General features: G+C 63.3%; 23 protein-coding genes. 16 read left to right on the forward strand and 7 right to left on the reverse strand.

Annotation, left to right across the window (positions count from 1 at the left end):
• Positions 1 to 175: 175 nt before the first annotated feature.
• The 9 genes from ACFX5Q_RS12580 (at position 176) to phnE (ACFX5Q_RS12620) (ending at position 8732) form a co-directional block, all read left to right on the forward strand.
• Positions 176 to 1075, forward strand: a complete 900-nt coding sequence (locus ACFX5Q_RS12580) for an alpha-D-ribose 1-methylphosphonate 5-phosphate C-P-lyase PhnJ (protein ID WP_404278193.1) — start codon at positions 176 to 178, stop codon at positions 1073 to 1075.
• Positions 1072 to 1848 carry a phosphonate C-P lyase system protein PhnK gene (gene phnK, locus ACFX5Q_RS12585; protein ID WP_404278195.1) on the forward strand — a complete coding sequence of 259 codons (777 nt, stop codon included), beginning with the start codon at positions 1072 to 1074 and terminating at the stop codon, positions 1846 to 1848. Before ACFX5Q_RS12580 ends, phnK begins: the two co-directional genes overlap by 4 nt.
• A 2-nt stretch (positions 1849 to 1850) precedes the next feature.
• On the forward strand, positions 1851 to 2558 hold the full coding sequence (phnL, locus tag ACFX5Q_RS12590; RefSeq protein ID WP_404278197.1) for a phosphonate C-P lyase system protein PhnL: 708 nt from the start codon (positions 1851 to 1853) through the stop codon (positions 2556 to 2558).
• Positions 2555 to 3172: a DapH/DapD/GlmU-related protein gene (locus ACFX5Q_RS12595; RefSeq protein ID WP_404278199.1), complete on the forward strand. Its 618-nt coding sequence runs from the start codon at positions 2555 to 2557 to the stop codon at positions 3170 to 3172. The genes phnL and ACFX5Q_RS12595 overlap by 4 nt, the downstream gene beginning before the upstream one ends.
• 145 nt (positions 3173 to 3317) lie before the next feature.
• Positions 3318 to 4028: a DUF1868 domain-containing protein gene (locus ACFX5Q_RS12600; protein WP_404278201.1), complete on the forward strand. Its 711-nt coding sequence runs from the start codon at positions 3318 to 3320 to the stop codon at positions 4026 to 4028.
• Between the two features lie 180 nt (positions 4029 to 4208).
• Positions 4209 to 5066, forward strand: a complete 858-nt coding sequence (phnC, locus tag ACFX5Q_RS12605; protein ID WP_404278203.1) for a phosphonate ABC transporter ATP-binding protein — start codon at positions 4209 to 4211, stop codon at positions 5064 to 5066.
• A gap of 146 nt (positions 5067 to 5212) precedes the next feature.
• Entirely contained in the window at positions 5213 to 6121 is a 909-nt protein-coding gene (gene phnD, locus ACFX5Q_RS12610; protein ID WP_404278205.1) for a phosphonate ABC transporter substrate-binding protein, read from the forward strand.
• A gap of 72 nt (positions 6122 to 6193) precedes the next feature.
• Positions 6194 to 7168, forward strand: a complete 975-nt coding sequence (gene phnE, locus ACFX5Q_RS12615; RefSeq protein WP_404278207.1) for a phosphonate ABC transporter, permease protein PhnE — start codon at positions 6194 to 6196, stop codon at positions 7166 to 7168.
• A 4-nt stretch (positions 7169 to 7172) separates the two neighbouring features.
• Positions 7173 to 8732 (forward strand): phosphonate ABC transporter, permease protein PhnE, encoded by a 1560-nt coding sequence (gene phnE / locus ACFX5Q_RS12620; protein WP_404278209.1) that lies wholly within the window; start codon positions 7173 to 7175, stop codon positions 8730 to 8732.
• Here phnE (ACFX5Q_RS12620) and ACFX5Q_RS12625 read toward each other — a convergent pair.
• From ACFX5Q_RS12625 to ACFX5Q_RS12640, 4 genes are read right to left on the reverse strand one after another with little or no spacing between them, the layout of a single operon-like run.
• Positions 8720 to 9610, reverse strand: a complete 891-nt coding sequence (locus ACFX5Q_RS12625; protein ID WP_404278210.1) for a sugar phosphate isomerase/epimerase family protein — start codon at positions 9608 to 9610, stop codon at positions 8720 to 8722. The genes phnE (ACFX5Q_RS12620) and ACFX5Q_RS12625 overlap by 13 nt on opposite strands.
• A 58-nt stretch (positions 9611 to 9668) precedes the next feature.
• Positions 9669 to 10142, reverse strand: a complete 474-nt coding sequence (locus ACFX5Q_RS12630) for a DUF4279 domain-containing protein (RefSeq protein WP_404278211.1) — start codon at positions 10140 to 10142, stop codon at positions 9669 to 9671.
• 29 nt (positions 10143 to 10171) lie between these two features.
• Positions 10172 to 11359, reverse strand: a complete 1188-nt coding sequence (locus ACFX5Q_RS12635) for a Gfo/Idh/MocA family protein (protein ID WP_404278213.1) — start codon at positions 11357 to 11359, stop codon at positions 10172 to 10174.
• 52 nt (positions 11360 to 11411) lie between these two features.
• Positions 11412 to 12467, reverse strand: a complete 1056-nt coding sequence (locus ACFX5Q_RS12640) for a sugar phosphate isomerase/epimerase family protein (protein ID WP_404278214.1) — start codon at positions 12465 to 12467, stop codon at positions 11412 to 11414.
• A gap of 399 nt (positions 12468 to 12866) precedes the next feature.
• Here ACFX5Q_RS12640 and ACFX5Q_RS12645 point away from each other — a divergent pair, with 399 nt between their 5' ends.
• From ACFX5Q_RS12645 to ACFX5Q_RS12665, 5 genes are all read left to right on the forward strand, one after another.
• A complete protein-coding gene (locus tag ACFX5Q_RS12645) occupies positions 12867 to 13754 on the forward strand; it encodes a sugar phosphate isomerase/epimerase (protein WP_006200479.1) in 888 nt (295 codons plus the stop codon).
• A 57-nt stretch (positions 13755 to 13811) separates the two neighbouring features.
• Positions 13812 to 14981 carry a mandelate racemase/muconate lactonizing enzyme family protein gene (locus ACFX5Q_RS12650; RefSeq protein ID WP_404278217.1) on the forward strand — a complete coding sequence of 390 codons (1170 nt, stop codon included), beginning with the start codon at positions 13812 to 13814 and terminating at the stop codon, positions 14979 to 14981.
• 2 nt (positions 14982 to 14983) lie between these two features.
• Positions 14984 to 15700, forward strand: a complete 717-nt coding sequence (locus ACFX5Q_RS12655; RefSeq protein ID WP_404278220.1) for a FadR/GntR family transcriptional regulator — start codon at positions 14984 to 14986, stop codon at positions 15698 to 15700.
• 8 nt (positions 15701 to 15708) lie between these two features.
• Positions 15709 to 16689, forward strand: a complete 981-nt coding sequence (locus ACFX5Q_RS12660; protein WP_404278222.1) for a hydroxyacid dehydrogenase — start codon at positions 15709 to 15711, stop codon at positions 16687 to 16689.
• An 80-nt stretch (positions 16690 to 16769) separates the two neighbouring features.
• Complete coding sequence (locus ACFX5Q_RS12665) at positions 16770 to 17159, forward strand: hypothetical protein (RefSeq protein ID WP_404278224.1); 390 nt, start codon at positions 16770 to 16772, stop codon at positions 17157 to 17159.
• 30 nt (positions 17160 to 17189) lie between these two features.
• On the opposite strand, the gene ACFX5Q_RS12670 is transcribed toward ACFX5Q_RS12665, so the two are convergent.
• Positions 17190 to 18485 carry an amidase gene (locus tag ACFX5Q_RS12670; RefSeq protein ID WP_404278226.1) on the reverse strand — a complete coding sequence of 432 codons (1296 nt, stop codon included), beginning with the start codon at positions 18483 to 18485 and terminating at the stop codon, positions 17190 to 17192.
• A gap of 125 nt (positions 18486 to 18610) precedes the next feature.
• Between ACFX5Q_RS12670 and ACFX5Q_RS12675 the strand changes: the two genes are divergently transcribed.
• Positions 18611 to 18958, forward strand: a complete 348-nt coding sequence (locus ACFX5Q_RS12675; protein WP_404278327.1) for a GFA family protein — start codon at positions 18611 to 18613, stop codon at positions 18956 to 18958.
• Positions 18959 to 19017: 59 nt separating this feature from the next.
• Here the strand turns inward: ACFX5Q_RS12675 and ACFX5Q_RS12680 are convergent, their stop codons facing one another.
• Positions 19018 to 19926, reverse strand: a complete 909-nt coding sequence (locus ACFX5Q_RS12680; protein WP_404278228.1) for an SDR family oxidoreductase — start codon at positions 19924 to 19926, stop codon at positions 19018 to 19020.
• A 98-nt stretch (positions 19927 to 20024) separates the two neighbouring features.
• Between ACFX5Q_RS12680 and ACFX5Q_RS12685 the strand changes: the two genes are divergently transcribed.
• Positions 20025 to 20594, forward strand: coding sequence for a TetR/AcrR family transcriptional regulator (locus ACFX5Q_RS12685; RefSeq protein ID WP_404278230.1), 570 nt, complete (start codon positions 20025 to 20027; stop codon positions 20592 to 20594).
• Between the two features lie 44 nt (positions 20595 to 20638).
• Here the strand turns inward: ACFX5Q_RS12685 and ACFX5Q_RS12690 are convergent, their stop codons facing one another.
• The gene (locus ACFX5Q_RS12690; RefSeq protein ID WP_404278232.1) at positions 20639 to 21853 is read right to left on the reverse strand and encodes an MFS transporter; all 1215 of its coding nucleotides are present in this window, start codon (positions 21851 to 21853) and stop codon (positions 20639 to 20641) included.
• Positions 21854 to 21938: the final 85 nt, after the last annotated feature.

Here is a 21938-nt window from a genome sequence, read left to right on the forward strand (position 1 = left end):
CTCGAACCGTCTCTTGGTCCGGAAAGATTCTTGGGGCGAAGGAAAAAGGCAACCACGCCGACGAACGCCAGCAACAGAATTCCGATGTGCATCCATCCGGTAGGGGTCACCTGAGTCTGGCCCTCTTTCCGCGTTTTGGAAGTCAATTCGGTAGCACAAAGCGGAAGCGATCACCATGACCGACATCGCCACCTACAACTTCGCCTATCTCGACGAGCAGACCAAGCGGATGATCCGCCGTGCGATCCTCAAGGGCATCGCCATTCCCGGCTACCAGGTGCCGTTCGCCTCGCGCGAGATGCCGATGCCCTATGGCTGGGGCACCGGCGGCGTCCAGGTCACCGCCTCGATCATCGGCCCTGATGACGTGCTCAAGGTCATCGACCAGGGCGCAGACGACACCACCAATGCGGTCTCGATCCGCGCCTTCTTCAGGAAGGTCGCCAATGTCGCCGTCACCACTGAGACGGCCAAAGCCAGTATCATCCAGACCCGCCACCGCATCCCCGAGCACCCGCTGAAAGCGGGTCAGGTGCTGGTCTATCAGGTGCCGATACCCGAACCGCTTCGCTTCCTCGAGCCGCGCGAAACGGAAACGCGAAAAATGCACGCGCTGGAGGAATATGGCCTGATGCATGTGAAGCTTTACGAGGACATCGCCAGGCACGGCCGCATCGCCACCACCTACGCCTATCCGGTCAAGATCGAGGGCCGCTATGTGATGGACCCATCGCCGACGCCGAAATTCGACAATCCGAAGATGCACCGTTCGCCGGCTTTGCAATTGTTCGGCGCCGGCCGCGAGAAGCGCATCTACGCGGTGCCGCCCTTCACCGACGTGGTCAGTCTCGACTTCGAGGACCATCCCTTCGAGGTGCAGACCTTCGACCAGCCCTGCGCGCTGTGCGCGGCCGAGAACGTCTATCTCGACGAGGTCATCCTCGACGACCATGGCGGCCACATGTTCGTCTGCTCCGACACCGACCATTGCGAAAAGCGGCGGGCAGACGGCCATCGCGGCCATCTTGCCCCGGAAACCCATCTTGCCGCGGAAACCGTGGAGCCGGCGCAATGACCGACGAACCGCTGCTGCGCGTCTCGGCGCTGTCCAAATTCTATGGTTCGCGCGTCGGCTGCGAGAATGTCAGCTTCGACCTCTGGCCGGGCGAGGTTCTGGCCGTGGTCGGCGAGTCCGGCTCCGGCAAGACGACGTTGCTCAACTGCCTGTCGACTAGGCTGCTGCCAAGCTCCGGCACCGCCAGCTACCGCATGCGCGACGGCCAGTTCCGCGAGCTCTACCGCATGAGCGAGGCCGAGCGCCGCTTCCTGATGCGCACCGACTGGGGTTTTGTCCATCAGAACCCGGCGGATGGATTGCGCATGACGGTATCGGCCGGCGCCAATGTCGGTGAGCGGCTGATGGCGATCGGCGACCGCCACTACGGCAAGATCCGCGCCACGGCAGTCGACTGGCTCTCGCGCGTCGAGATCGACGAGGACCGCATCGACGACGAACCCCGCGCCTTCTCCGGCGGCATGCGCCAGCGCCTGCAGATCGCGCGCAACCTGGTGACAGGCCCACGGCTTGTGTTCATGGACGAGCCGACCGGCGGCCTCGACGTCTCGGTGCAGGCGCGCCTGCTCGACCTGTTGCGCGGCCTCGTCACCGACCTCGGCCTGGCGGCGATCGTCGTCACCCACGACCTCGCCGTGGCGCGTCTGCTGTCACAGCGCATGATCGTGATGAAGGACGGCCGCGTCGTCGAAAGCGGCCTCACCGACCGCGTGCTTGACGATCCGCGCGCGCCTTACACGCAATTGCTTGTTTCTTCCATTTTGCAGGTGTGACGATGCCCACCCCCCTCGTTGTCTCCGATGTTGCAAAAAGCTTCACCATGCATCTGCGCGACGGCATCAAATTGCCTGTCGTCGCTGGCGTCTCCTTCTCGATCCGGGCCGGCGAATGCGCCGTGCTCGGCGGTCCCTCCGGCGCCGGCAAGAGCTCCATTTTGAAGATGCTCTACGGCAACTACGCCGTCGACGAAGGCCAGATCATCGTCCAGCACGCGGACTGCCTGATCGATCTAGCCACCGCCAGCCCTCGTACCGTGCTTGCCGTGCGCCGGCAAACGATCGGCTATGTCAGTCAGTTCCTGCGCACCGTGCCGCGCGTCTCGGCGCTCGATGTCGTCGCCGAACCGCTGGTCGAGCGCGGCGAGGACCGGGAGGCCGCGCGCGGTAAGGCGCGCGCCCTGCTCGCGCGGCTCAACCTGCCGGAAAAACTCTGGGCACTGCCGCCAGCGACGTTTTCCGGCGGCGAGCAGCAGCGCGTCAACATCGCGCGCGGCTTCATCACCCATCACCCGGTCCTGTTGCTCGACGAGCCGACCGCTTCGCTCGACGCCAGGAACCGCGACGTGGTCATCGCGCTGATCGCGGAAAAGAAAGCGGCCGGCGTCGCTTTGCTCGGCATATTCCACGACCACGACGTGCGCAAGGCGGTCGCCGATCGCATCATCGACGTCACCACCTTCGCTGCCGGGAAGCGTGCCGCATGAGCAGGAAACTGTCGGAAGCGCCGCTCGTCCACGTGACGGCGCAGATCGAGAATTCGACGCTCGGCCGCTGGACAGAGATCGCCGACCGCAGCCGGGTTTCGGAGAGCATCCTCGGTGACTATTCCTACATGATGCAGGATTGCGCCGTCTGGTGTGCGACGATCGGCAAGTTCTCCAACATCGCGGCAAGCGTGCGCATCAATGCCACCAACCACCCGACATGGCGGCCGACGCTGCACCACTTCACCTATCGCGCTTCGGACTATTGGGACGACGCCGAGCACGAGAGCGAGTTTTTCGCCCAGCGCCGCGCCAAACGCGTCACAATCGGCCACGACACCTGGCTCGGCCATGGCTCGACCATCCTGCCCGGCGTCACCGTCGGTGATGGCGCTGCGGTCGGCGCCGGCGCGGTGGTGTCGAAGGACGTCGCGCCCTATACCATCGTCGCCGGCGTGCCGGCGAAGCCGATCCGCGAGCGTTTCGACCGCCGCACCGCCGAGCGCTACCAAGCGCTTGCCTGGTGGGATTGGGACCATGCCGACCTGCGCGCTGCGCTCGACGATTTCCGCGAGCTGGAGGCGGAAGCGTTTCTGGAGAAGTATGGCGGCTAGTGAATGGTGAATGGTGAATGGTGAATGGCGAATAGGGGCGACCAATTGGGCTCGAGCCCAGTGAAGCCTCTCCATTCACCATTCACCATTCACATCCCTGACACAGGACTCGGACAGGACACGGTCTTTCCCCGGAGACCCCCAAATGCTCGACAAGCCAAGATCCTCGCTCGCCGGTTTTTTCGAAGGCACCAACCCGACCCCTCCCGTGCATCTCGGCACGCGCTATGACAGATCAGGCAATTTTCTGTTCGAGCCCGGCAACACCGTCGTCAGCCATCTCGTCAGCGGCTCGCCTTCCGAAGCGGTGGTCATCGAGGTGCGTAACCGCATGCGCGCCCTGCTCGACGCCGACCGTCTGGCCTTCACGCCGATCTCCAGCCTGCACATGACGCTGTTCCAGGGCATCATCGAGTATCGCCGCCGGCTGCCCTACTGGCCGCAGGATGTGCCTTTAGACACCAGCATCGACGACATGACCCGTCTTTACCTGGAGCGGCTGCAGGGCTTCGAAAACCAGGGCGCATTCAAGGTCAAGGTCATCGATGTCGTGCCGACAGGGCTGACTGTTGCCGGCGCCTCGGACGACGACAGGGCCATCATGAGTGCATGGCGTGATGCCCTGTCGGTGCCGTTCGGCTACCGGCATCCCGACCACGAAACTTACGTCTTCCACATCACCTTCGCTTACCAGATCCGCCGGCTTGCCGACGACCGCGCAGCCGCATGGCAGGATCTGTTCGCAGACTGCCTGTCGCTGTTCGAACGCGAGGCGCCGGTGATCGTGCTCAGGCAGCCGGCCTTTTGCAGCTTCAAGGACATGAACCATTTCGAGGAGCTTCTGGTTCTGGGTTGATCCCGTGCATGTCGCCCAAAGGCCACCGCGGTTTTGGGGCAACGACATGCACAAGCAAAGGATCGCCAAAGGCCTGTGGGCGGTAACAAAACTGACATCAATCCGACACCGCAGGTTCATGCGGCTGCGCTAGCCAAGGTTAACAGACCTTCAATCGCGACTGGACTGGAGCCCTGCCCCATGTCAGCAACCCCTGCCACGCTCGAAATCCGCGGCGTTTCCCGACGATTCGGCAAGAACACCGCTGTCAGCGCCGTCGACCTGTCGATCCCACAGGGCCAGATGGTCGGTATCATCGGTCGCTCCGGTGCCGGAAAATCCACTCTTCTGCGCATGATCAACCGTCTCATCGATCCCAGCCAGGGGTCGATTTTTTTTGACGGCGCCGAAGTCTCGCGCCTGCAGGGCTCGCCGCTGCGCCGCTGGCAGCGCGACTGCGCCATGATCTTCCAGCAGTTCAACCTGGTGCCGCGCCTCGACGTGCTGACCAATGTGCTGCTCGGCCGGTTGAATCATCGTGCTACCATTGCCAATCTGCTCGGTATCTTCTCGCGTGAGGAACGAGCCGAGGCGATAGCAGCACTCGAGCGTCTCGACATCGCCCGCACCGCGCTGCAGCCGGCCGGCACCTTGTCCGGCGGACAGCAGCAGCGCGTCGCCATCGCCCGCGCCATGATGCAACAGCCGAAAATCATTCTTGCCGATGAGCCGATTGCCTCGCTCGACCCACTCAACGCCAAGGTGGTGATGGATTCGCTGCAGGATATCAATTTGCGCGAGGGCATCACCGTCATCACCAATTTGCACACGCTGGACACGGCCCGCACTTATTGCAACCGCATCATCGGTATGGCCGCCGGCAAGGTTGTGTTCGACGGCCCACCCGAGGATCTCAACCGCGAGGCCGTGCGCATGGTCTATGGCGCCGACAGCAACGGTAGCGAAATCTCCGAGGCCATCACCTCGACCAGCGTCACCATCAAGCAAAGAATCGCCGCATCCACTGGACCGCTCGAGCCCGCATTCCCGGGATACTGATCCATGATCCCGCAAAGTGGACGCCGGTTTGCGGGAAAGATCATGGACAAGCAAAAGAGCGATCTGGATCGCCAGCCCGCGTCACAGGCACCGTCAAAATTCGAACGCAGCCGGCGCGATGCCGGACTCAACAGGAGAGACTCGAGATGTTTAGGAAGATACTCTTCGGTGCCGTTTCCATCATTGCCATGGCGATGGGCGCTGTCCAGGCACAGGACCTGAAGGAATTCCGCGTCGGCATTCTCGGCGGCGAGAACGAAGCCGACCGTCTGCGCAACTACCAGTGCTTCGCCGATCACATCAAGGAAGTCCTCGGTGTCGAGAAGGTTTCGCTGTTCCCGGCCGCCGACTACGACGGCGTCATCCAGGGCCTCCTCGGCGGCACACTTGACTATGCCGAGCTCGGAGCTTCCGCCTACGCCAAGGTCTATCTCGAAAACAAGGACGCGGTTCAGCCGATCCTGACGACGGTCCAGACCGACGGTTCGACCGGCTACCATTCGGTTATGGTCGCCCGTGCGGATTCAGGCATCAAGACACTCGCTGACATGAAGGGCAAGAAGCTCGGTTTCGCCGATCCCGATTCGACTTCTGGCTATCTGATCCCGGTCACGTCGCTGCCCAAGGACATTGGTATGGATGTGAAGAGCTATTTCGCGTCGACCGGTTTCGGCGGCGGCCATGAACAGCTTGTCCTTGAAGTTCTGAAGGGCACCTTTGATGCCGGCACCACCTGGGCCTCCGGCGTCGGCGACTTCAAGGACGGCTACAGCTCGGGCAATCTGCGCAAGATGGTCGACAAGGGCGTCCTCAAGATGGACGACCTCGTTGAATTGTGGCAGTCGCCGCTGATCCCGAACGGCCCGCTGGTCATACGCACCTCGCTCGACGACGCTACCAAGCAGAAGATCACCGATTTCCTGACCAAGCTTCCGCAAACCGATCCGGCCTGTTTCTCGGCGGTTCAAGGCGGCGACTTCAAGGGCTATTCGCCGGTCACTCCGGAATTTTATCAGGCGATCATCGACGCTCGTAAGGCGAAGATCGGCTCGTAAGCCCAAGGCACGACGCCGCCGGGGCTAAAATGCCGCCGGCGGCGTTGCCGCGTCACGGGCTGGGACCTATCGATGAGTGCTATCGACGTTTACCGCGCGCCTGCGCTCTCCACGGAAGGAGCCTTGGTCGAGCAGCACTGGCGCGACCTCGCCGCTCGCCGGCGCCTCTACACGATCGGAGGCCTGGTTTTCCTGCTGCTTGCGCTCTCGGGCTCGCTCTGGTTCGCCAACGAAACCAACGCCGGAAAGTTCTTCGACCGCCTTCCCCACATCGCCGATTTTTTCGTTGAACTGAAGCCGCGCGACTGGTTTGACCCGGTGCGCGCACTGTTCGACCTGCCGTCGCCCTATGACGATGGCAGCCTCAAATTCGACTATCCCGAAGGCCGGGTCTACCTGACCCAGGGCATCTACATTCCGGAGTATTTCTACCGGATGATCGAGACACTGAACATTGCCCTGTTTTCGACGCTGGTCGGCTCCACCTTCGGTTTCCTGCTCTGCTTCTTGGCTGCCAGCAATATCACGGCCAGCCGCTGGCTCCGTTTCACCACGCGCCGCTTCCTCGAAATTGTCCGCGCCTTTCCGGAAATCGTCATTGCCGGTTTTTTTCTGGCGATCTTCTCGCTTGGGCCCATTCCGGCGATCCTCGCGGTCAGCATCCACACCGTCGGCGCGCTCGGAAAAATGTTCTTCGAAGTGGTCGAGAATGCCGACATGAAGCCTGACGAAGGCCTGCGGGCCGTTGGCGCCAATTGGGTCGAACGGGTGTGGTTCGGCATCGTGCCTCAGGTTCTGCCCAACTTCATGAGCTATTTCCTGCTCCGCTTCGAGATCAATGTGCGCGCTTCGACCATTCTCGGCGCCGTCGGCGCCGGCGGCATCGGCGAATCCCTGCGTCTTTCGATCAGCCGGGGCCATGAGGCCAAGACCATTGCCATCGTCTTTCTGCTGTTCTGCACGATTGTCGCCGTCGACCAGTTTTCGGCATGGCTGAGACAACGTCTTGTCGGCAGGCAGGCGTTCGCATACGGGCGCGGAGAGTAACGCAATGAACGCCGACGCCATCAACGACATCGCCGCTCGCCATCCGGAAGCGTTCCGACGCCCCTTATGGAAGCGCTATGCCGCCCCGTTCGGCGTCCTTTTGTGCATTCTCTATACTTTTTACTGCTGGTGGTTCTTTTCGATAGGCATCGTTCTCGAAAAGGCGAACTGGAACCTGGCCGGCGCCTATCTCGCCGACTGGGTGTCTTACGAAATCCGCCCGGACATCGAGTTCAAGGACGATTATCTGACCATCGACTACTCCCGTTTCTCCAAACTGGGATCCAATCCAAATCCCGACTGGGTGATCAAACAGATTGCTGCGATCGAGCGCCGGGGTGACGCTGCACCAGCACCGGCGATGGCCACTGACAAGTCATCGCAGGGCTCTTTCATGGCGCCTGGCGCGCCAACCGCCGAGAACCCTGCCCCCTCGCCAGACAAATCGGTTCCGGCTGCGCCCAAAACGGTTCGCGAAAAGGCCGTCGTGGCGGCGACCGTCGTCCTTGGAAGCGGCCAGATTGCCATTACGCCAAATCTTGTCACTGTGACGCGCGGTGCCGAAAGCGTCATCTTTGACATTGCCAAGGACAGATCAGTCACGCCGCGCACACCGCTGCCCTACTGGATAGAGCAACGCAAACCAGGGTCGACAGCCTATGTTTCGTTCGGGTTTTTGGGCCGCGCCGAAGTGCAGAACGACGAGGTGATCGCCTGGAGGCGGTTTTTCGGTTGGGCCAATTTTGTGTTTGACACGAATTCCCCATTCTGGGGAAAATCATTCGGCGAGGTCGCTTCACTGATCGTTTCCGGGGAACGCATCGACGCGTCGCGATCAAACGCGGCGCTTGCCTGGGATAACATCCTCTACAATGCCGAGTGGCAGCACGGCGACGTGTGGCTGAAGCTTCTGCAAACCATCGTCATGGCTTTTGTCGGCACGGTGTTGGCCTCGATCGTCGCCTTTCCGCTCGCTTTCCTGGCTGCGCGCAACATCACCCCGAGTTGGATGGCCAACCAGGCGACAAAACGCTTCTTCGATTTCCTGCGGTCTGTCGACATGCTGATCTGGGCGCTGTTCTTCACCCGCGGCTTCGGCCCGGGACCACTGGCCGGCATGTCGGCGATCTTCTTCACCGACACCGGAACCCTGGGCAAACTCTATTCCGAGGCGCTGGAAAACATCGACGACAAGCAGCGCGAGGGCATCCGCTCGGTGGGCGCAACGCCGGCGATGGTGCAACGCTATGGCGTGCTGCATCAGGTTCTGCCGGTGTTCCTTAGCCAATCCCTCTATTTCTGGGAATCGAACACGCGCTCGGCGACAATCATCGGCGCTGTCGGCGCCGGCGGCATTGGTCTGAAACTGTGGGAGGCCATGCGCACCAACACCAACTGGGCCAATGTTTTCTACATGGTTCTGTTGATCCTGCTTGTCGTTTTTATCTTCGACAACATCTCCAACTATCTCCGCCGCAAACTTATGGGGACCGTCGGAAACGGCAACGACGAGCGGCCCCAGCGCACGCCCACCCGCCCGCTGCCCGCGGCTCAGATCGCCTGAGAGGGAAAAGGCTTCGCTGCGTCCCCGGCACCAGCCTTCTTCCACCCATTCTTGATATGCCTGTAGCCATCGCGGTAGACGGCCTCCGGGCTCTCGGAAAAATCGCGCCACACCTTGGTCGCCGCCGCCAAATCCTTGAGCGAACGCCCAAACGCCTCGATGGTCAGCCAGTCGTCATAGCCACTGTTGCGGATGGCGGAAAACGTCTCGGCCCACGGAATGTTGCCGCGCCCCGGCACGCCGCGGTCGTTCTCTGAGACATGGATGTGGACGATATTTTTCCGGTTGCGCGTATAGGCGCCGATCGGGTCGGCCTCCTCGATATTGGCGTGGAATGTGTCGTACATCGCCTTGATGTGTGGCCGGTCAATCGAGTCGATATGCTCGCACAAATCGTCCATCGTGTTCAGCAGATAGCATTCGAAACGGTTGAGCGCCTCGAGCCCGATGGTGACGCCCCTCTTGCCGGCATGGTCGCCGATGGCGCGCTGCGAGGCGACCGAACGCTTCTTCTCGGCCGCCGTCGGCCCGCTGCCTGAGAACGCGCCCAGCGTCGAATGCAGCGGACCGCTCAGCCTGTCGGCGCCAAGCGCCTCACTGCAGTCGATCGCCCATTTCATGTAGTCGATCCCGGCCTTGCGCGTCGCGGCATCAGGCGAGATCAGGTTCGTCGAGGGATCGCCCATCGCCGAGACGGCGGTGCGCTCCAGCCCGATGCGGTCGAGCAGGTCGCCGAGCCTTTTGTGGTCGTCAGGCGTGCCGGAAAACACCGGGATCTCGACGCCATCAAAGCCGGTCGCCTTGATGTCGCGCAGCAGCTTCTCGTGTTTCTTCGAGACGCTGGTCGTCCACAAAAACATGCACATGCCGATTTTCATCGACACCCCTCCCCATTCGTCTCCCATGGCAGGACGGGCCGCGAGGAAGTGACTCGCGTTACCTAGCCGGACCCTTTGCACGCGCCTTCAACTGCTCTCTCAACGCAACCATTTCTTCGTGGTGATCGCCGAAACTATAAGCATCAATCCAAAAACCAATCCCGAGCGCTGTGGCACTCCGTTGAACATCGAAGTCGAGCTCCCAACTGAAGCTTTGATAGGAATAGCTCACGCAAACAATTTGCGTTTTGAACTTCACCCGCACCCTTAGAAGTTCGTCTTTGCGCGGGGTCAGCTTTGTCAGCAGAGCTTCGACGTGACGATCAAGAGCTTCAGTGTCTTCCAATCCGCTGTCGAGTCTCCACGAGGATGATTTGCGGCGAAACGTGTGTCCGCGCCGTTCGAAAACGTCACCAGTCCGCCAGCATTCGTTAGGCTCTACCCCAAGCAGGCTTGTGACTTCCGCAGGATTATCCTCGCCGATTGCGCGAAAGTATGCGTACTGTCGGTCGGTTTCAGGTGGCGAAGACATTTAGCAGTCCGTTCTCACAGCTCCGCCTTTCACAGTTTGGTCCATGCTCCGTTCTTCTTCGACGACTTCACGCAGGCCTCGATGAAGGCCATGCCTTCGACGCCGTCCTCGATGGTCGGGAAGACGACATCCTTAGCCGGCTTGCCGCCTTTCTTGCGCGCCGCACGGATGGCGCGGGCGGCCTCCTGGTAGATGTTGGCGAAGCCTTCGAGATAGCCCTCGGGGTGGCCCGACGGCACGCGGCTGACGCGACCCGCGACCGGCAGCGCGCCGGCGCCATTGCGGGTGAGCAGCTGCTTCGGCTGGCCGAACGGAGTGTACCAAAGATAGTTCGGGTCGACCTGCACCCATTCCAGCCCGCCCTTCGAGCCGTAGATGCGCAGCTTCAGCCCGTTCTCGTGGCCGGGCGCCACCTGGCTCGCCCAGATCATCCCCTTGGCCGGATGCGCCTTGCCGACCGGCCTGAAGCGCAGCATGACGTTGACATTGTCGTCGAGCTGGCGGCCCGGCACGAAGGCGTCGAGATCGGCCGACAGCGCATCCAGTTCCAGCCCGGAGACGAAGCGTGCCAGATTGTAGGCATGGGTGCCGATGTCGCCGAGTGCGCCACCCGCGCCCGCCTGCTTGGGGTCGGAGCGCCACGCCGCCTGTTTCTGTCCGATGGCGGCAAGGTCTTCGGTCAGCCAGTCCTGCGGATATTCCGACTGCACGATGCGGATGTCGCCGAGCTGCCCCTTGGCCACCATCTCGCGCGCCTGACGGATCATCGGATAGGCGGTGTAATTGTGCGTCAGCACAAAGACCTTGCCGGTCTTTTCGACCACGGCAGCCAGCTTCTTTGCCTCTGCCAATGTCGTTGCCAGCGGCTTGTCGCAGATGACGTGGATACCGGCCTCAAGAAAGGCCTTGGCCGCCGGCACGTGCACGTTGTTGGGCGTGACGATGGCCACCGCTTCGATGCCATCCGGCCGCTTGGCCTCGGCCTTGGCCATCTCGGCGTAGGAGCCATAGCTGCGCGCCGGATCGAGCCCGAGCTCGGCGGCGGAAGCCTTGGCGCGCTCGGGATTCGCCGACAGCGCGCCGGCGACCAGCACGAAGTCATTGTCCAAGCGCGCCGCGATCCGGTGCACCGCGCCGATGAAAGCGCCTTGCCCGCCGCCGACCATGCCGTAGCGGATCGGACCGCCTCCTGTTTCCGACTTCGATGCGCCGACCATTTTTGTCTCCCTCGTTGTTGCTTACCTCCCCTCGAGGGGAAGGGAAACCGCGCTAGATTCCCATCATGGCGCGCAGCGCCTTCTTGTCGGTGGCGCCGCCGGCGAAATCGTCGAACGCCTTTTCCGTCACCCTTATGATGTGATGCTGGATGAACGGCGCACCTTCGGCAGCGCCATCCTCCGGATGCTTGAGGCAGCATTCCCATTCCAGCACCGCCCAGGAATCGTAGCCGTACTGGGTGAGCTTGGAGAAGATGCCGCCGAAATCCACCTGACCGTCGCCGAGCGAACGGAACCGCCCGGCCCGGTTGGTCCAGCTTTGGTAACCGGAATAGACGCCCTGCCGTCCCGTCGGATTGAACTCGGCATCCTTGGCGTGGAACGCCTTGATCCGCTCGTGATAGATGTCGATGAATTCGAGATAGTCGAGCTGCTGCAGCAGGAAATGCGACGGGTCGTAATTGATGTTGCAGCGCTTGTGGCCGCCCACCGCATCGAGGAACATTTCGAAAGTGGCGCCGTCGAACACGTCCTCGCCCGGATGGATCTCGTAGCCGATGTCGACGCCGTTCTCGTCATAGACGTCGAGGATCGGCTTCCAGCGCCTGCCAAGTTCGGCGAACGCTTCCTCGATCAGGCCTGCAGGCCGCTGCGGCCATGGATAGAGGTAAGGGAAAGCCAACGCCCCGGAGAAGGAGACCGAGGCCTTCAGGCCCAGATTCTTTGACGCCTTGGCGCCGAACTTCATCTGCTCGACGGCCCATTTCTGCCTGGCTTTCGGATTGTTGTGCACCGCGGCTGGCGCGAAGCCGTCGAACTGCGCGTCATAGGCCGGATGCACCGCCACCAGTTGCCCCTGCAGATGCGTCGACAGTTCGGTGATCTCGACGCCGGCATCCGCGCAGATGCCTTTCACCTCGTCGCAATAGGTCTTGGAGGAGGCTGCTTTCTCGAGGTCGAACAGCCTCGAATCCCAAGTCGGAATCTGCACACCCTTGTAGCCGAGGCCGGCAGCCCATTTGGTGATCGAGGGAAGTGAATTGAACGGCGCGACATCGCCCGCGAACTGCGCCAGAAACAGACCGGGACCCTTCATCGTCGATGGCATCGGCATCCTCCCTCTCTCATGTCACGACCAAGCATAGCGCCGATTGGAAGCAGGGCTAGCCCGTTTGATGTTTTCCCGCAGACACTTGTTTGTGTCGCCATTCTGGTATTACCAAATACGGCCGATCGGTCAAGCGGTGGAACGCGCTCCAGCAGGATCAATTGCAATCACAAACTGTGAAAATACATTAATTTAATCAATAGAGTAGCCAGCGCGATGAGTTGCCCCTCGCGACTTCTTGCCGTTCATGGGAATTTGCTGTAGACCTGCCTTCAGGCCCAATTGGTCGAACCAGTTCGTCGAAAAACACTGGAACGCCCCTGGGGAGGAATCATGCGGCGGGCCTCGCTGGAGGGCGCCGCGGGAAACGTGGCAGGCGAATTCTGGGAAGGATAGACCATGCATCTTTCGACGCACAACTGGATGCGGGCGGAGCCGTTGGAAACGACGCTGAAGCGCATCAAGAAATTCGGCTACGAGTCGATCGAGATTTCCGGCGAACCGGAGCAATACAAGACCAAGGAAACGCGCGCGCTCTTGAAGGAACACGGCATTCGCTGCTGGGGCGCGGTGACGCTGATGCTGGGGGAGCGCAACCTTGCCGCCAAGGACCAGGGCCAGCGCGAGCGCTCGGTTCAGTATGTCAAGGACGTGCTGACCATGATCAGCGAACTCGATGGCGAGATCATCACGCTGGTTCCCGCCACCGTCGGCAAGGTGGTGCCTGACGGCACCGAGGAGGAGGAGTGGGGATGGGTGGTCGACGCCACCAGGGAATGCTTCACCCATGCCAAGAAGGTCGGCGTCAAGATCGCGGTCGAGCCGCTCAACCGCTTCGAAACCTATCTGTTCAACCGCGGCGCCCAGGCCCTCGCCTTGGCCGACGCGGTCAGCCCTGAATGCGGCGTCTGCCTCGACGCCTACCACATCCACATGGAAGAATTTAACGTCTATGACGCCATCCGCCAGGTCGGCAAACGCCTGTTCGACTTCCACGTCGCCGACAACAACCGCTTCGCTGCTGGCCTCGGCCAGATCGACTGGCCGAAGATCGTGCGCACGCTGAAGGAAGTCGGCTATGACGGCGCGCTGACCAACGAGTTCGTCGCGCCCGTCGACCGCACGCCGGCGGCGCCCTATCCCGAAATGGTCGAGCGCCACCCGGTCGACATTTCCCCCGAACAGCTGAAGTTCATCCAAGACCACGGCTCCAGCGTGCTGACGGAGAAATTCTACACCGACCAGATGCGCATCACCGCCGAAACCCTGCTGCCGCTGATCAAGTAGCCGCTCCGACTGGGAATGAGCCCTTCCGCCCGGCCGGCGGCGGGGCCGGGGAAGAACATGCGCATCAAGACGATCCAGGCATGGTGGGTTCGCATACCGATCGAAGTCGCGCGGCAGCATCGCAGCGACTTCGGTCAGGTGACGACGTTCGATGCCGCCATCCTGCGCATCGAGACCGATGACGGCCTGGTCGGCTGGGGCGAAGGCAAGAACGCCGCCGGCAGCGCCGGCAGCTACGGCGCCCTCGTCCACATGCTGAACCACGAGGTCGCCCCGCAGCTGATCGGCCGCGACCCGGCCGACATCGGCGTCATCTGGGAGATGCTCTATAACGGCGTGCGCCACGAGACCGCGGCCCACGGCGGCCATGCCATGCCGCAACTGGCGCGGCGCGGCTTGAGTGTCGCCGCGATCAGCGCCGTCGACATCGCGCTCTGGGACATTCTCGGCAAGTCGCTGGGCCAGCCGGTCTGGCGGCTGCTCGGCGGCCGCAAGGTCGAGCGCATGCAGGCCTATGCGTCCGGCGGCTGGGCTGCCGCCGACGCCATCGGCGACCAGCTCAAATCCTACATCGCCAAGGGCGGCTTCAAGGCGCTGAAGATGCGCATCGGCGCCATGGACGGCGCCCCGCATATTTCCGCCGCCCGCGTCCGCGCCGCCAGGCAGGCGCTCGGCCCCGATGTCGAGCTAATGGTCGACGCGCATGGCACCTATACGGTCGCCGAGGCCAAGCGCTTCATGCATCTCGCCGCCGATCTCGACCTCGCCTGGTTCGAAGAGCCGGTCATTGCCGACGACAAGCCCGGCATGGCGGAGGTGCGCGCCAGCGGCTCCATCCCGATCGCCACCGGCGAAAGCGAGGCGACGCGCTATGCCTTTCGCGATCTCGCGGTGTTGAAATCCGCCGACATCTTCCAGCCGGATCCGGCCTTTTGCGGCGGCATCAGCGAGGCGATGAAGATCGGCACCATCGCCAGCGCCTTCAACCTGCGTTTTGCGCCGCATCTGTGGGCGGGCGCGCCCTGCTTCTTTGCCGGGCTGCATGTCTGCGCTGCTTCGCCGGCGAGCTTCACCGTCGAATATTCGCTCGGCGCCAACCCGATGATCCATGATCTTATCGAAGAGACTGTCGAAGCAAAGGACGGTATGATAGCGATCCCTGAAAAGCCTGGTTTGGGATTCACCCTTTCGGAACGATTCCTGGAGGCGCACGCGCAACGCTGCTGACGATGAAAGAAAAGAACCTTCTCGCCGAACTCGCCGCCTATCTATTCTCCAACTCGGACAAGGAGACAGGCCGCACCCCGTCGGAGCGTGAACTGGCGGAGCATTTCGGCGTCAGCCGCGGCCAAATCCGCGAGGCGCTGGCTATCCTCGAAGCCATGCGCATCGTCGAGCGCCGCGCCAAATCCGGTATCTACATCGACACCAAGCAAGCGAGCGTCGAGGCCATGGCGCTGTTTGCGCGCGCCGGCCTGCCGCTCGATCCGGTGCAGATCTACGAAACGGTCGAATTGCGCAAGATCCACGAGATCAAGGCGGCCGAGCTCGCCTGTTCGCGCGCCACGGAGGAGAATTTCGAACGGCTGCGCGAGATCCTGAAGGCTTCGGAGGAACGCATCGCGGCCGGCGAGGGCCTCGCCAAGGAAGACCGCGAATTCCACCTCGAGATCGTGCGCGCCACCAAGAACAGCGTCTTCCACAACATCTGCAGCGTCTACTATCTGATGGGGGAGCTGCGCCTGCCGATCTATTTCAACGATCCCGAACGCAGCGTGCGCTCGCATGCCGAGCACATCCAGATCTACGAGGCGCTGCTGCGCCGCGACGGCAATCTCGCTCAGGCGCTGATGAGCGCCCACCTGCAGGGCGCGGAGAGCTATTGGAAAGGCCTGATCGGCGGCAAGGCGGCCGAGCCTCCGAGCCCGGTGCTCGAAAAGGCCTGACGCAGAATATGCCCAAGATCCTGTCGACGCATCCGCTGCACCCGCGCGCCACGGCCATGCTGGTCGGGGCCGGCAGGCTCGTCGTCGCCTCCGCCCTCGATGCCAGGACGCTCGCCGCAGAAGCCAAGGACGCCGACATCGTCATTGTCCGCGCGCCTCTGCCGCCGGCTCTTTTCGAAGATGCTGCGAAGCTGCGGGCCGCGATCCGCCATGGCGCCGGCCTCGACATGATCCCGATGGAGGCGGCCACCGCCGCCGGCGTGCTGGTGGCGAACGTGCCTGCGGTCAATGCGCGCTCGGTCGCCGAACATGTGATGTTCGTGACGCTGGCCCTGCTTCGACGCTTTCGCATGGTTGACTGCGATCTGCGCGCAAAGGGCTGGCTCGCCGGCCGCGAGCACGCCAACGCCAACAGCGAACTCGCCGGCAAGACGATCGGCATTGTCGGCCTCGGCGCGGTCGGGCAGGCGGTCGGCCACATCGCCGCGCACGGCTTCGACCTCAACGTCGTGGCGACGACGCGCAGCATGCGGCCGGCGCCCGACAGGGTCGGTTTCCTGTCGATCGACGCGCTGGTCGAGCAGAGTGACATCATCGTTCTGTGCTGCCCGCTGACGGAGGAGACGCGCGGCCTGATCAGCCGCGAGCGCATCGCCCGCATGAAGCCACACGCACTGCTGATCAACGTCTCGCGCGGGCCGGTGGTCGACGATGACGCGCTGATCGAGGCCTTGCAGAAGGGACGCATCGGCGGCGCGGCCCTCGACGTCTTCTCGACCCAGCCGCTGCCGCCGAACCATCCCTATTTCGGCTTCGACAATGTCATCATCACCCCGCACATGGCCGGCATCACCGAGGAATCGATGATGCGTATGGGGGTGGGCGCCGCCGGCGAGGCGCTGCTGGTGCTGGCCAACAAATTGCCGGTCAATTTGCGCAACCCGGAAGTGGTTCAGCAATACCGGCGGCGGTTTCCGGTCGACGCGTAAGCGATGAGCCATTGGGGCGCGGAAATGGTCGCACCAAGGGTGCCTCAATTTTCTCGAATTCGGCGGCGACGGTGCCCGTCATGTCCAGGGCAGCCATCCGACTCCTTGCCGTGATCACCAGCGTCGGCGCGTTGACGACGCAAGCCCTGGCCGACGGGCAGCACAGCTACGTGTTCTGCGACAACGGCCTGCGCTGCGTGGTGGCGCCCTGCCCCTCGAACAGCGCGCTCGACCTTGCCACCGGCAAAGTCATCAAGGGCGTGTCGATCGACATCAACGGGTTGCCGCAGGAAGACAAGGCGCTCGATGTCTCGGACAGGCTTTATGCCGGCAAACTCGTCGTTACCGGCTCCATCGAGAACCGGACCGAGACCCATCGCGGCCAGCAATACACTTTGCCCTGGCTGGTCGCGACCGGCATCGAGCGTGCCTCCAAAGCAAGCGAACGCGGCCACTGTTCGACCCGCTGACCCTCGCTACTTCCGTCACCGGCCAACCCGTCAATGGCCAAGCAGCGCATCTATGGCCGCTGCGATCCGGAAAAGATGATGGTCATAGCCGTTGCGCGCCACCAGCATCAGCCCGGCCGGTCGCATCGCGCCCGGCATCGGCAGTGAGATCGCACAGAGGTCGAATTGATTGGCGACCTGCGTGTTGCGCAGCAGCAGCCCTTCCGTCCTGTCGCGCAGCGCTTCGTCGCCGGCCATGGCGGCGATCGACGGTGCAACGATAGGCGTCGTCGGCAAGGCGAGCACATCGATAGTCACCAGCCGCTCCTCCATGGCCGCAGCGAGCGCGGTGCGGCGGCGGACAGTCCTGATATAGGCGGACGCGGGAACGGCGAGTGCGCGCGACAAGGGCCCGCTGACATGTGGGTCGACTGGGACCGATGCGCCCGTCGCCAGCCAGTCGGCATGGACTTCCGCCCCTTCCATGGCAGCGATCGTGCCACGTCTGGTCGCCGCGCGCATGTCTGCCAGCAAATCGTCGATCGACAGGTCCGCTACCCGTGCGCCGGCCAGCTCGACCTTGCGAAGGCACTCATCGAACGCTGTCGCCACCTCACCTTCCGTCTCGTCGAACAGCACGCCGCGCGGAATGCCGACGCGCAGGCCGGCAAGCGAGGCCGGAACCAGCAAGGCAGGTTCCTCACCGGCCATCACCGCGTCGGCAGCGGCGCATTGGGCGACGCTGCGGGCGAGCGGTCCGATCGAATCCAGCGTCGCCGACAACGGAAACGCGCCGTCGCGCGGCACGCGCCGCGCCGTCGGTTTGAACCCGACGACGCCATTGAGCGAGGCCGGAATGCGCACCGAGCCGCCGGTATCGGAGCCGATCGAGACCTCGCTCGTGCCTTCCCCCACCGCAACGCCGGCGCCGGACGACGAGCCGCCCGGGATCAGGCTGGGGTCGGCGGCGTTGCCCGGCATGCCGTAGTGCAGATTGTCGCCGATCACGGTAAAGGCGAATTCGGTCATGTTGGTCTTGCCGAGGATGACGGCGCCTGCTTGCCGCAGCCGCCGCACGATCACCGCGTCCCGCCCCGCAGGCGCTGCATTGGCCAGCATGAGCGAGCCTGCCGTGGTCGGCTCGCCGGCAACGTCGAACAGATCCTTGATCGAAACGATCGTGCCGTCGAGCGGCCCGAGGCTCACGCCCGCCTTCCCGCGGGCATCCGCCGCATCCGCAGCCGCGCGCGCCGCTTCCTGGTAGAGTCTTGTGAATACGCGCTCGTCGCCGGCGCGGGCGGCGAGACGCGACAGGATAACTTCAAGGCGATCGCGCGCTGATGGCATTGTCGGTGTCGGACTCCGGAAGGCTGCAACGTCTTTAAGGCAGCGGCCAGCTTGTGGCCTACGCGAAGGGATAACCCGGCAAGCCTGCGTTTGCACCTGCCGAAGCGACGAGAGAGGAAGACATGATGCTCCACAAAGGCAGCTGCCATTGCGGCAAGGTGGCGTTCGAGGTGGAGGGCGAGCTTGGCGGTGCCGTGCGCTGCAACTGCTCGATCTGCTCGCGCAAGGGCGCGCTGTTGTGGGCCGTGCCACACCAGAAATTGCGGATGCTCGCCTGGGGCGACGATCTCGGCCGCTACACATTCGGCAGCAAGGCAATCGCCCATCGCTTTTGCCGGACCTGCGGCATCCACCCTTTTGCCGAGGACGTCAGCGAAGGGAGCGAACGCAGCGCCTACATCAACATCAACTGCCTCGACGATCAGGATCAGGCCGCGGTGGAGATCTTCGATTTCGACGGCCGGTCGGCGTAGCTGGACGTCGTGAAAAGTACAGAGCGGTCCCGTCCGGAATGGCATAAAACTGAACCGCTCTACCGGTATCCCGTCGCGTCGGCCGGCTTGCCGGCGTCCTGAACTTCCGGAACATAGCGCCAGGCATCCGGGCGTGAGCCGTCGAGATCGGTGAAGCCATAGACCTGCGCCAACCCGCCGCTGGACAGCGACAGTCCGTTCCAGCGTGAGCGCTCCGGGTCCGCCGCCAGTGCCGCTATCGCGCGGCCAATGAAGCGCGGCGTCTCCGAGATGATGAAGTGCGGCACCTTCGCGGTCGCGTCGCGCCAGTTCTCTTCGGTGACGCCGAACGCCTCCAGCATCATTTCGGACCGCAGCCAGCCCGGCGTCAGGCAAACCGAAGTAGCACCATGCGGCGCGAGATCCTTGGCGTGCGCCCATGCCATGCGCGTCGCCGCGACCTTGGCGAGATCATAGAACGGCGAGAGCCGGTAGTGGTCGGCATTGTATTCGGCGGTGCCGTCGGTGACTTCGACATGCAGTCCGCCCGGCCGCTCGATCAGCAGCGGCAGCGCATGGTGCGCCGTGATCAGATGCGTGTCGATCGCCAGGCGCAGCAGGCGCAAGCCGTTGTCGAGATTGTGCTCCCAGACCGGCTTGTTCCATTCGAACAGTTTTTCGCCGCCCCACAGGTCATTGACCAGGATGTCGAGGCGGCCCTGTTCGGCGCGGATGCGCTCGACCAGCTTGCGCACATCGTCGGCGATCAGGTGATCGATCTGGCCGGCAATGCCCTTACCGCCTTGCGCCGTTACCAGTTCCGCAGTCTCCTCGATGGTTTCAGGACGGGCATATTCGGATGGATTGCCGCACGTCGACCTGCCGGTCACATAGACGGTGGCGCCAGCCGCACCCAGTTCGACCGCTATGCCACGGCCCGCGCCGCGCGTTGCGCCGGCGACAAGCGCGACTTTTCCTTCAAGCGTCATGAAACCCTCCCAAAAAACGACTCATCGAAACAAACCGGACTGGCTTTCGCTTGGCCAATCATTTATAAATGATCATTCGTTTATGTATGGATGTCAAGATGACCCGGCCAAAAACCCAACCCGACGAGCAGGTGCTGGAGGCCGCGTACCGGCTGATCCATGCCGATGGCCCGGAAGCGCTGACCTTCGAGCGGCTGGCACGGGCATGCGGTCTTTCGGGGGCGACGCTGGTGCAGCGCTTCAAGAGCAAGGCACAGCTGAAGCAACGCACTTTGCTTTACGCCTGGGATGGGCTCGACCGGAAAACCAACGACCTCGCCAGCTCGGCTCCCAAAACTCCGGCCGGGGCCATTCAGTTGCTGGTCGCCTTGTCCAAGGGCTACGGCGATATCGAATCCTATGCCGAAGGTCTGCTCGTCCTGCGCGAGGATCTGCGCGATCCCGTGCTGCGGGCGCGCGGCGCCGCCTGGAAGGCGGTGCTCAGCAAGGCGCTCGCCGGCTGCTTCGCCGATGTGCCCGACACACCCGGGGATATCGGCCTGCTGATGGCGTCGCACTGGCAGGGCTCGCTGCTGTGGTGGAGTTTTGATCCCGACATGGAGCTGACCGCCTATGTCGAACACAGCCTGAAGCGTTTCGTAGCGGCGATTTCAGCCCGAAACCCGTAGCCGGGTATCGGGCCGATCGATGGTGGAAGGCGTCGACAGTTGACCTAGCTTGCGCTCTTCGGGCCGAGCAGGAAGGCCACCAGGGCCGCCAGCAGCGTCGCCGTTCCGCAATAGGCAAAGGCGCTGGCGACGCCGGCGTGATCGACCAGCAATCCGCCAAACACCGCGCCCAGCGCGATCGCCACCTGGAACGTCGCCACCATCAGCCCGCCGGCGCTCTCGGCCTGGTCGGGCGCTGCGCGCACCAGCCAGGTCTGCAAGCCGACCGGTACCGCGCCGAAGGCAAAGCCCCAGGCGGCGACCGCGATCGCCGCCGTCACCGGCGAGGCGCCGAGCGTGAGCAACACCAGGGCCGACAAGGCGATGAGCAGGGGTGCCAGACCGACCGCTGTCTTGAGGCTGCGCTCGGCCATGAAGCCGCCGGCGAAATTGCCGAAGAAGCCGCCGATGCCGTAGGCCAGAAGCACGAGCGAGATCGTTTCGATCGGCAGGACGGGAACTTGCTCCAGATACGGGCGCACATAGGTGAAGCCGGCAAAGTGTCCCGAAGCGACCAGCAGCACGACCAGAAGCGCCACCCTGATCATCGGCCGCTTCAGCACCTCCAGCAAAGTGCCGAAACTTGCCACGCCGGCCGGCGGCAGTTTTGGAAGCGTTGCGATCTGCACCAAGAGCGCCAGCGCGCCGACGATCGCCGCGATCATGAAGGCGGTCCGCCAGCCCCAGACATCGCCGACATAGGCGCCGACCGGGGCCGCGGTGACGGTGGCGACCGAAACGCCGGTGAGGATGATCGACATGGCGCGCGGCATCAGCCGCATCGGCACAAGCCGCATCGCCATCGCCGCCGACATCGACCAGAAACCGCCGAGGGCGACGCCGAGAACGACACGGGCCGCAAGCAGCACGGGAAGCGACGACGCGAAGGCGGCGAGCAGGTTCGAGACGATCAGCAGCACCGTCAGCCCCCACATGACCAGCCTGCGGTCGAGCCGCTTGGTGACGATGGCCATAGTCGGCGCCGCGATCGCCCCGACGACGGCCGTCGCCGTCACCGCCTGCCCGGCCGCGCCCTCGGTGATGCCGAGATCCTGCGCCAGCCGCGTCAGCAGGCTGGCGGGCAGGAATTCGGCGGTCACCAGGCCGAACACGCCGAGCGCCAGCGACACCACCGCGCCCCACGCCGGTTCGGATCGTTCCTCGGTTTCGGAAGAGTCGAGAACAGTAGCGTCGATGACGCCTGCGGCGGGCTCGGTCATGATGGATCTCCGGTCTGGTTGCAGCGCACCATTTGGCTGCACTGCAAAATGGGAGTGACTGTCTGGAGTTTCCATGCTAGAAACA

Source organism: Mesorhizobium sp. IMUNJ 23033 (assembly GCF_044778005.1).
GTDB lineage: Bacteria > Pseudomonadota > Alphaproteobacteria > Rhizobiales > Rhizobiaceae > Mesorhizobium > Mesorhizobium amorphae_A.

Coding starts and splice junctions, on each gene's coding strand:
- ACFX5Q_RS12580 (WP_404278193.1), top strand. CDS start 176: ATGACCGACATCGCCACCTACAACTTCGCCTATCTCGACGAGCAGACC.
- phnK (WP_404278195.1), top strand. CDS start 1,072: ATGACCGACGAACCGCTGCTGCGCGTCTCGGCGCTGTCCAAATTCTAT.
- phnL (WP_404278197.1), top strand. CDS start 1,851: ATGCCCACCCCCCTCGTTGTCTCCGATGTTGCAAAAAGCTTCACCATG.
- ACFX5Q_RS12595 (WP_404278199.1), top strand. CDS start 2,555: ATGAGCAGGAAACTGTCGGAAGCGCCGCTCGTCCACGTGACGGCGCAG.
- ACFX5Q_RS12600 (WP_404278201.1), top strand. CDS start 3,318: ATGCTCGACAAGCCAAGATCCTCGCTCGCCGGTTTTTTCGAAGGCACC.
- phnC (WP_404278203.1), top strand. CDS start 4,209: ATGTCAGCAACCCCTGCCACGCTCGAAATCCGCGGCGTTTCCCGACGA.
- phnD (WP_404278205.1), top strand. CDS start 5,213: ATGTTTAGGAAGATACTCTTCGGTGCCGTTTCCATCATTGCCATGGCG.
- phnE (WP_404278207.1), top strand. CDS start 6,194: ATGAGTGCTATCGACGTTTACCGCGCGCCTGCGCTCTCCACGGAAGGA.
- phnE (WP_404278209.1), top strand. CDS start 7,173: ATGAACGCCGACGCCATCAACGACATCGCCGCTCGCCATCCGGAAGCG.
- ACFX5Q_RS12625 (WP_404278210.1), bottom strand. CDS start 9,610: ATGAAAATCGGCATGTGCATGTTTTTGTGGACGACCAGCGTCTCGAAG.
- ACFX5Q_RS12630 (WP_404278211.1), bottom strand. CDS start 10,142: ATGTCTTCGCCACCTGAAACCGACCGACAGTACGCATACTTTCGCGCA.
- ACFX5Q_RS12635 (WP_404278213.1), bottom strand. CDS start 11,359: ATGGTCGGCGCATCGAAGTCGGAAACAGGAGGCGGTCCGATCCGCTAC.
- ACFX5Q_RS12640 (WP_404278214.1), bottom strand. CDS start 12,467: ATGCCATCGACGATGAAGGGTCCCGGTCTGTTTCTGGCGCAGTTCGCG.
- ACFX5Q_RS12645 (WP_006200479.1), top strand. CDS start 12,867: ATGCATCTTTCGACGCACAACTGGATGCGGGCGGAGCCGTTGGAAACG.
- ACFX5Q_RS12650 (WP_404278217.1), top strand. CDS start 13,812: ATGCGCATCAAGACGATCCAGGCATGGTGGGTTCGCATACCGATCGAA.
- ACFX5Q_RS12655 (WP_404278220.1), top strand. CDS start 14,984: ATGAAAGAAAAGAACCTTCTCGCCGAACTCGCCGCCTATCTATTCTCC.
- ACFX5Q_RS12660 (WP_404278222.1), top strand. CDS start 15,709: ATGCCCAAGATCCTGTCGACGCATCCGCTGCACCCGCGCGCCACGGCC.
- ACFX5Q_RS12665 (WP_404278224.1), top strand. CDS start 16,770: ATGTCCAGGGCAGCCATCCGACTCCTTGCCGTGATCACCAGCGTCGGC.
- ACFX5Q_RS12670 (WP_404278226.1), bottom strand. CDS start 18,485: ATGCCATCAGCGCGCGATCGCCTTGAAGTTATCCTGTCGCGTCTCGCC.
- ACFX5Q_RS12675 (WP_404278327.1), top strand. CDS start 18,611: ATGCTCCACAAAGGCAGCTGCCATTGCGGCAAGGTGGCGTTCGAGGTG.
- ACFX5Q_RS12680 (WP_404278228.1), bottom strand. CDS start 19,926: ATGACGCTTGAAGGAAAAGTCGCGCTTGTCGCCGGCGCAACGCGCGGC.
- ACFX5Q_RS12685 (WP_404278230.1), top strand. CDS start 20,025: ATGACCCGGCCAAAAACCCAACCCGACGAGCAGGTGCTGGAGGCCGCG.
- ACFX5Q_RS12690 (WP_404278232.1), bottom strand. CDS start 21,853: ATGACCGAGCCCGCCGCAGGCGTCATCGACGCTACTGTTCTCGACTCT.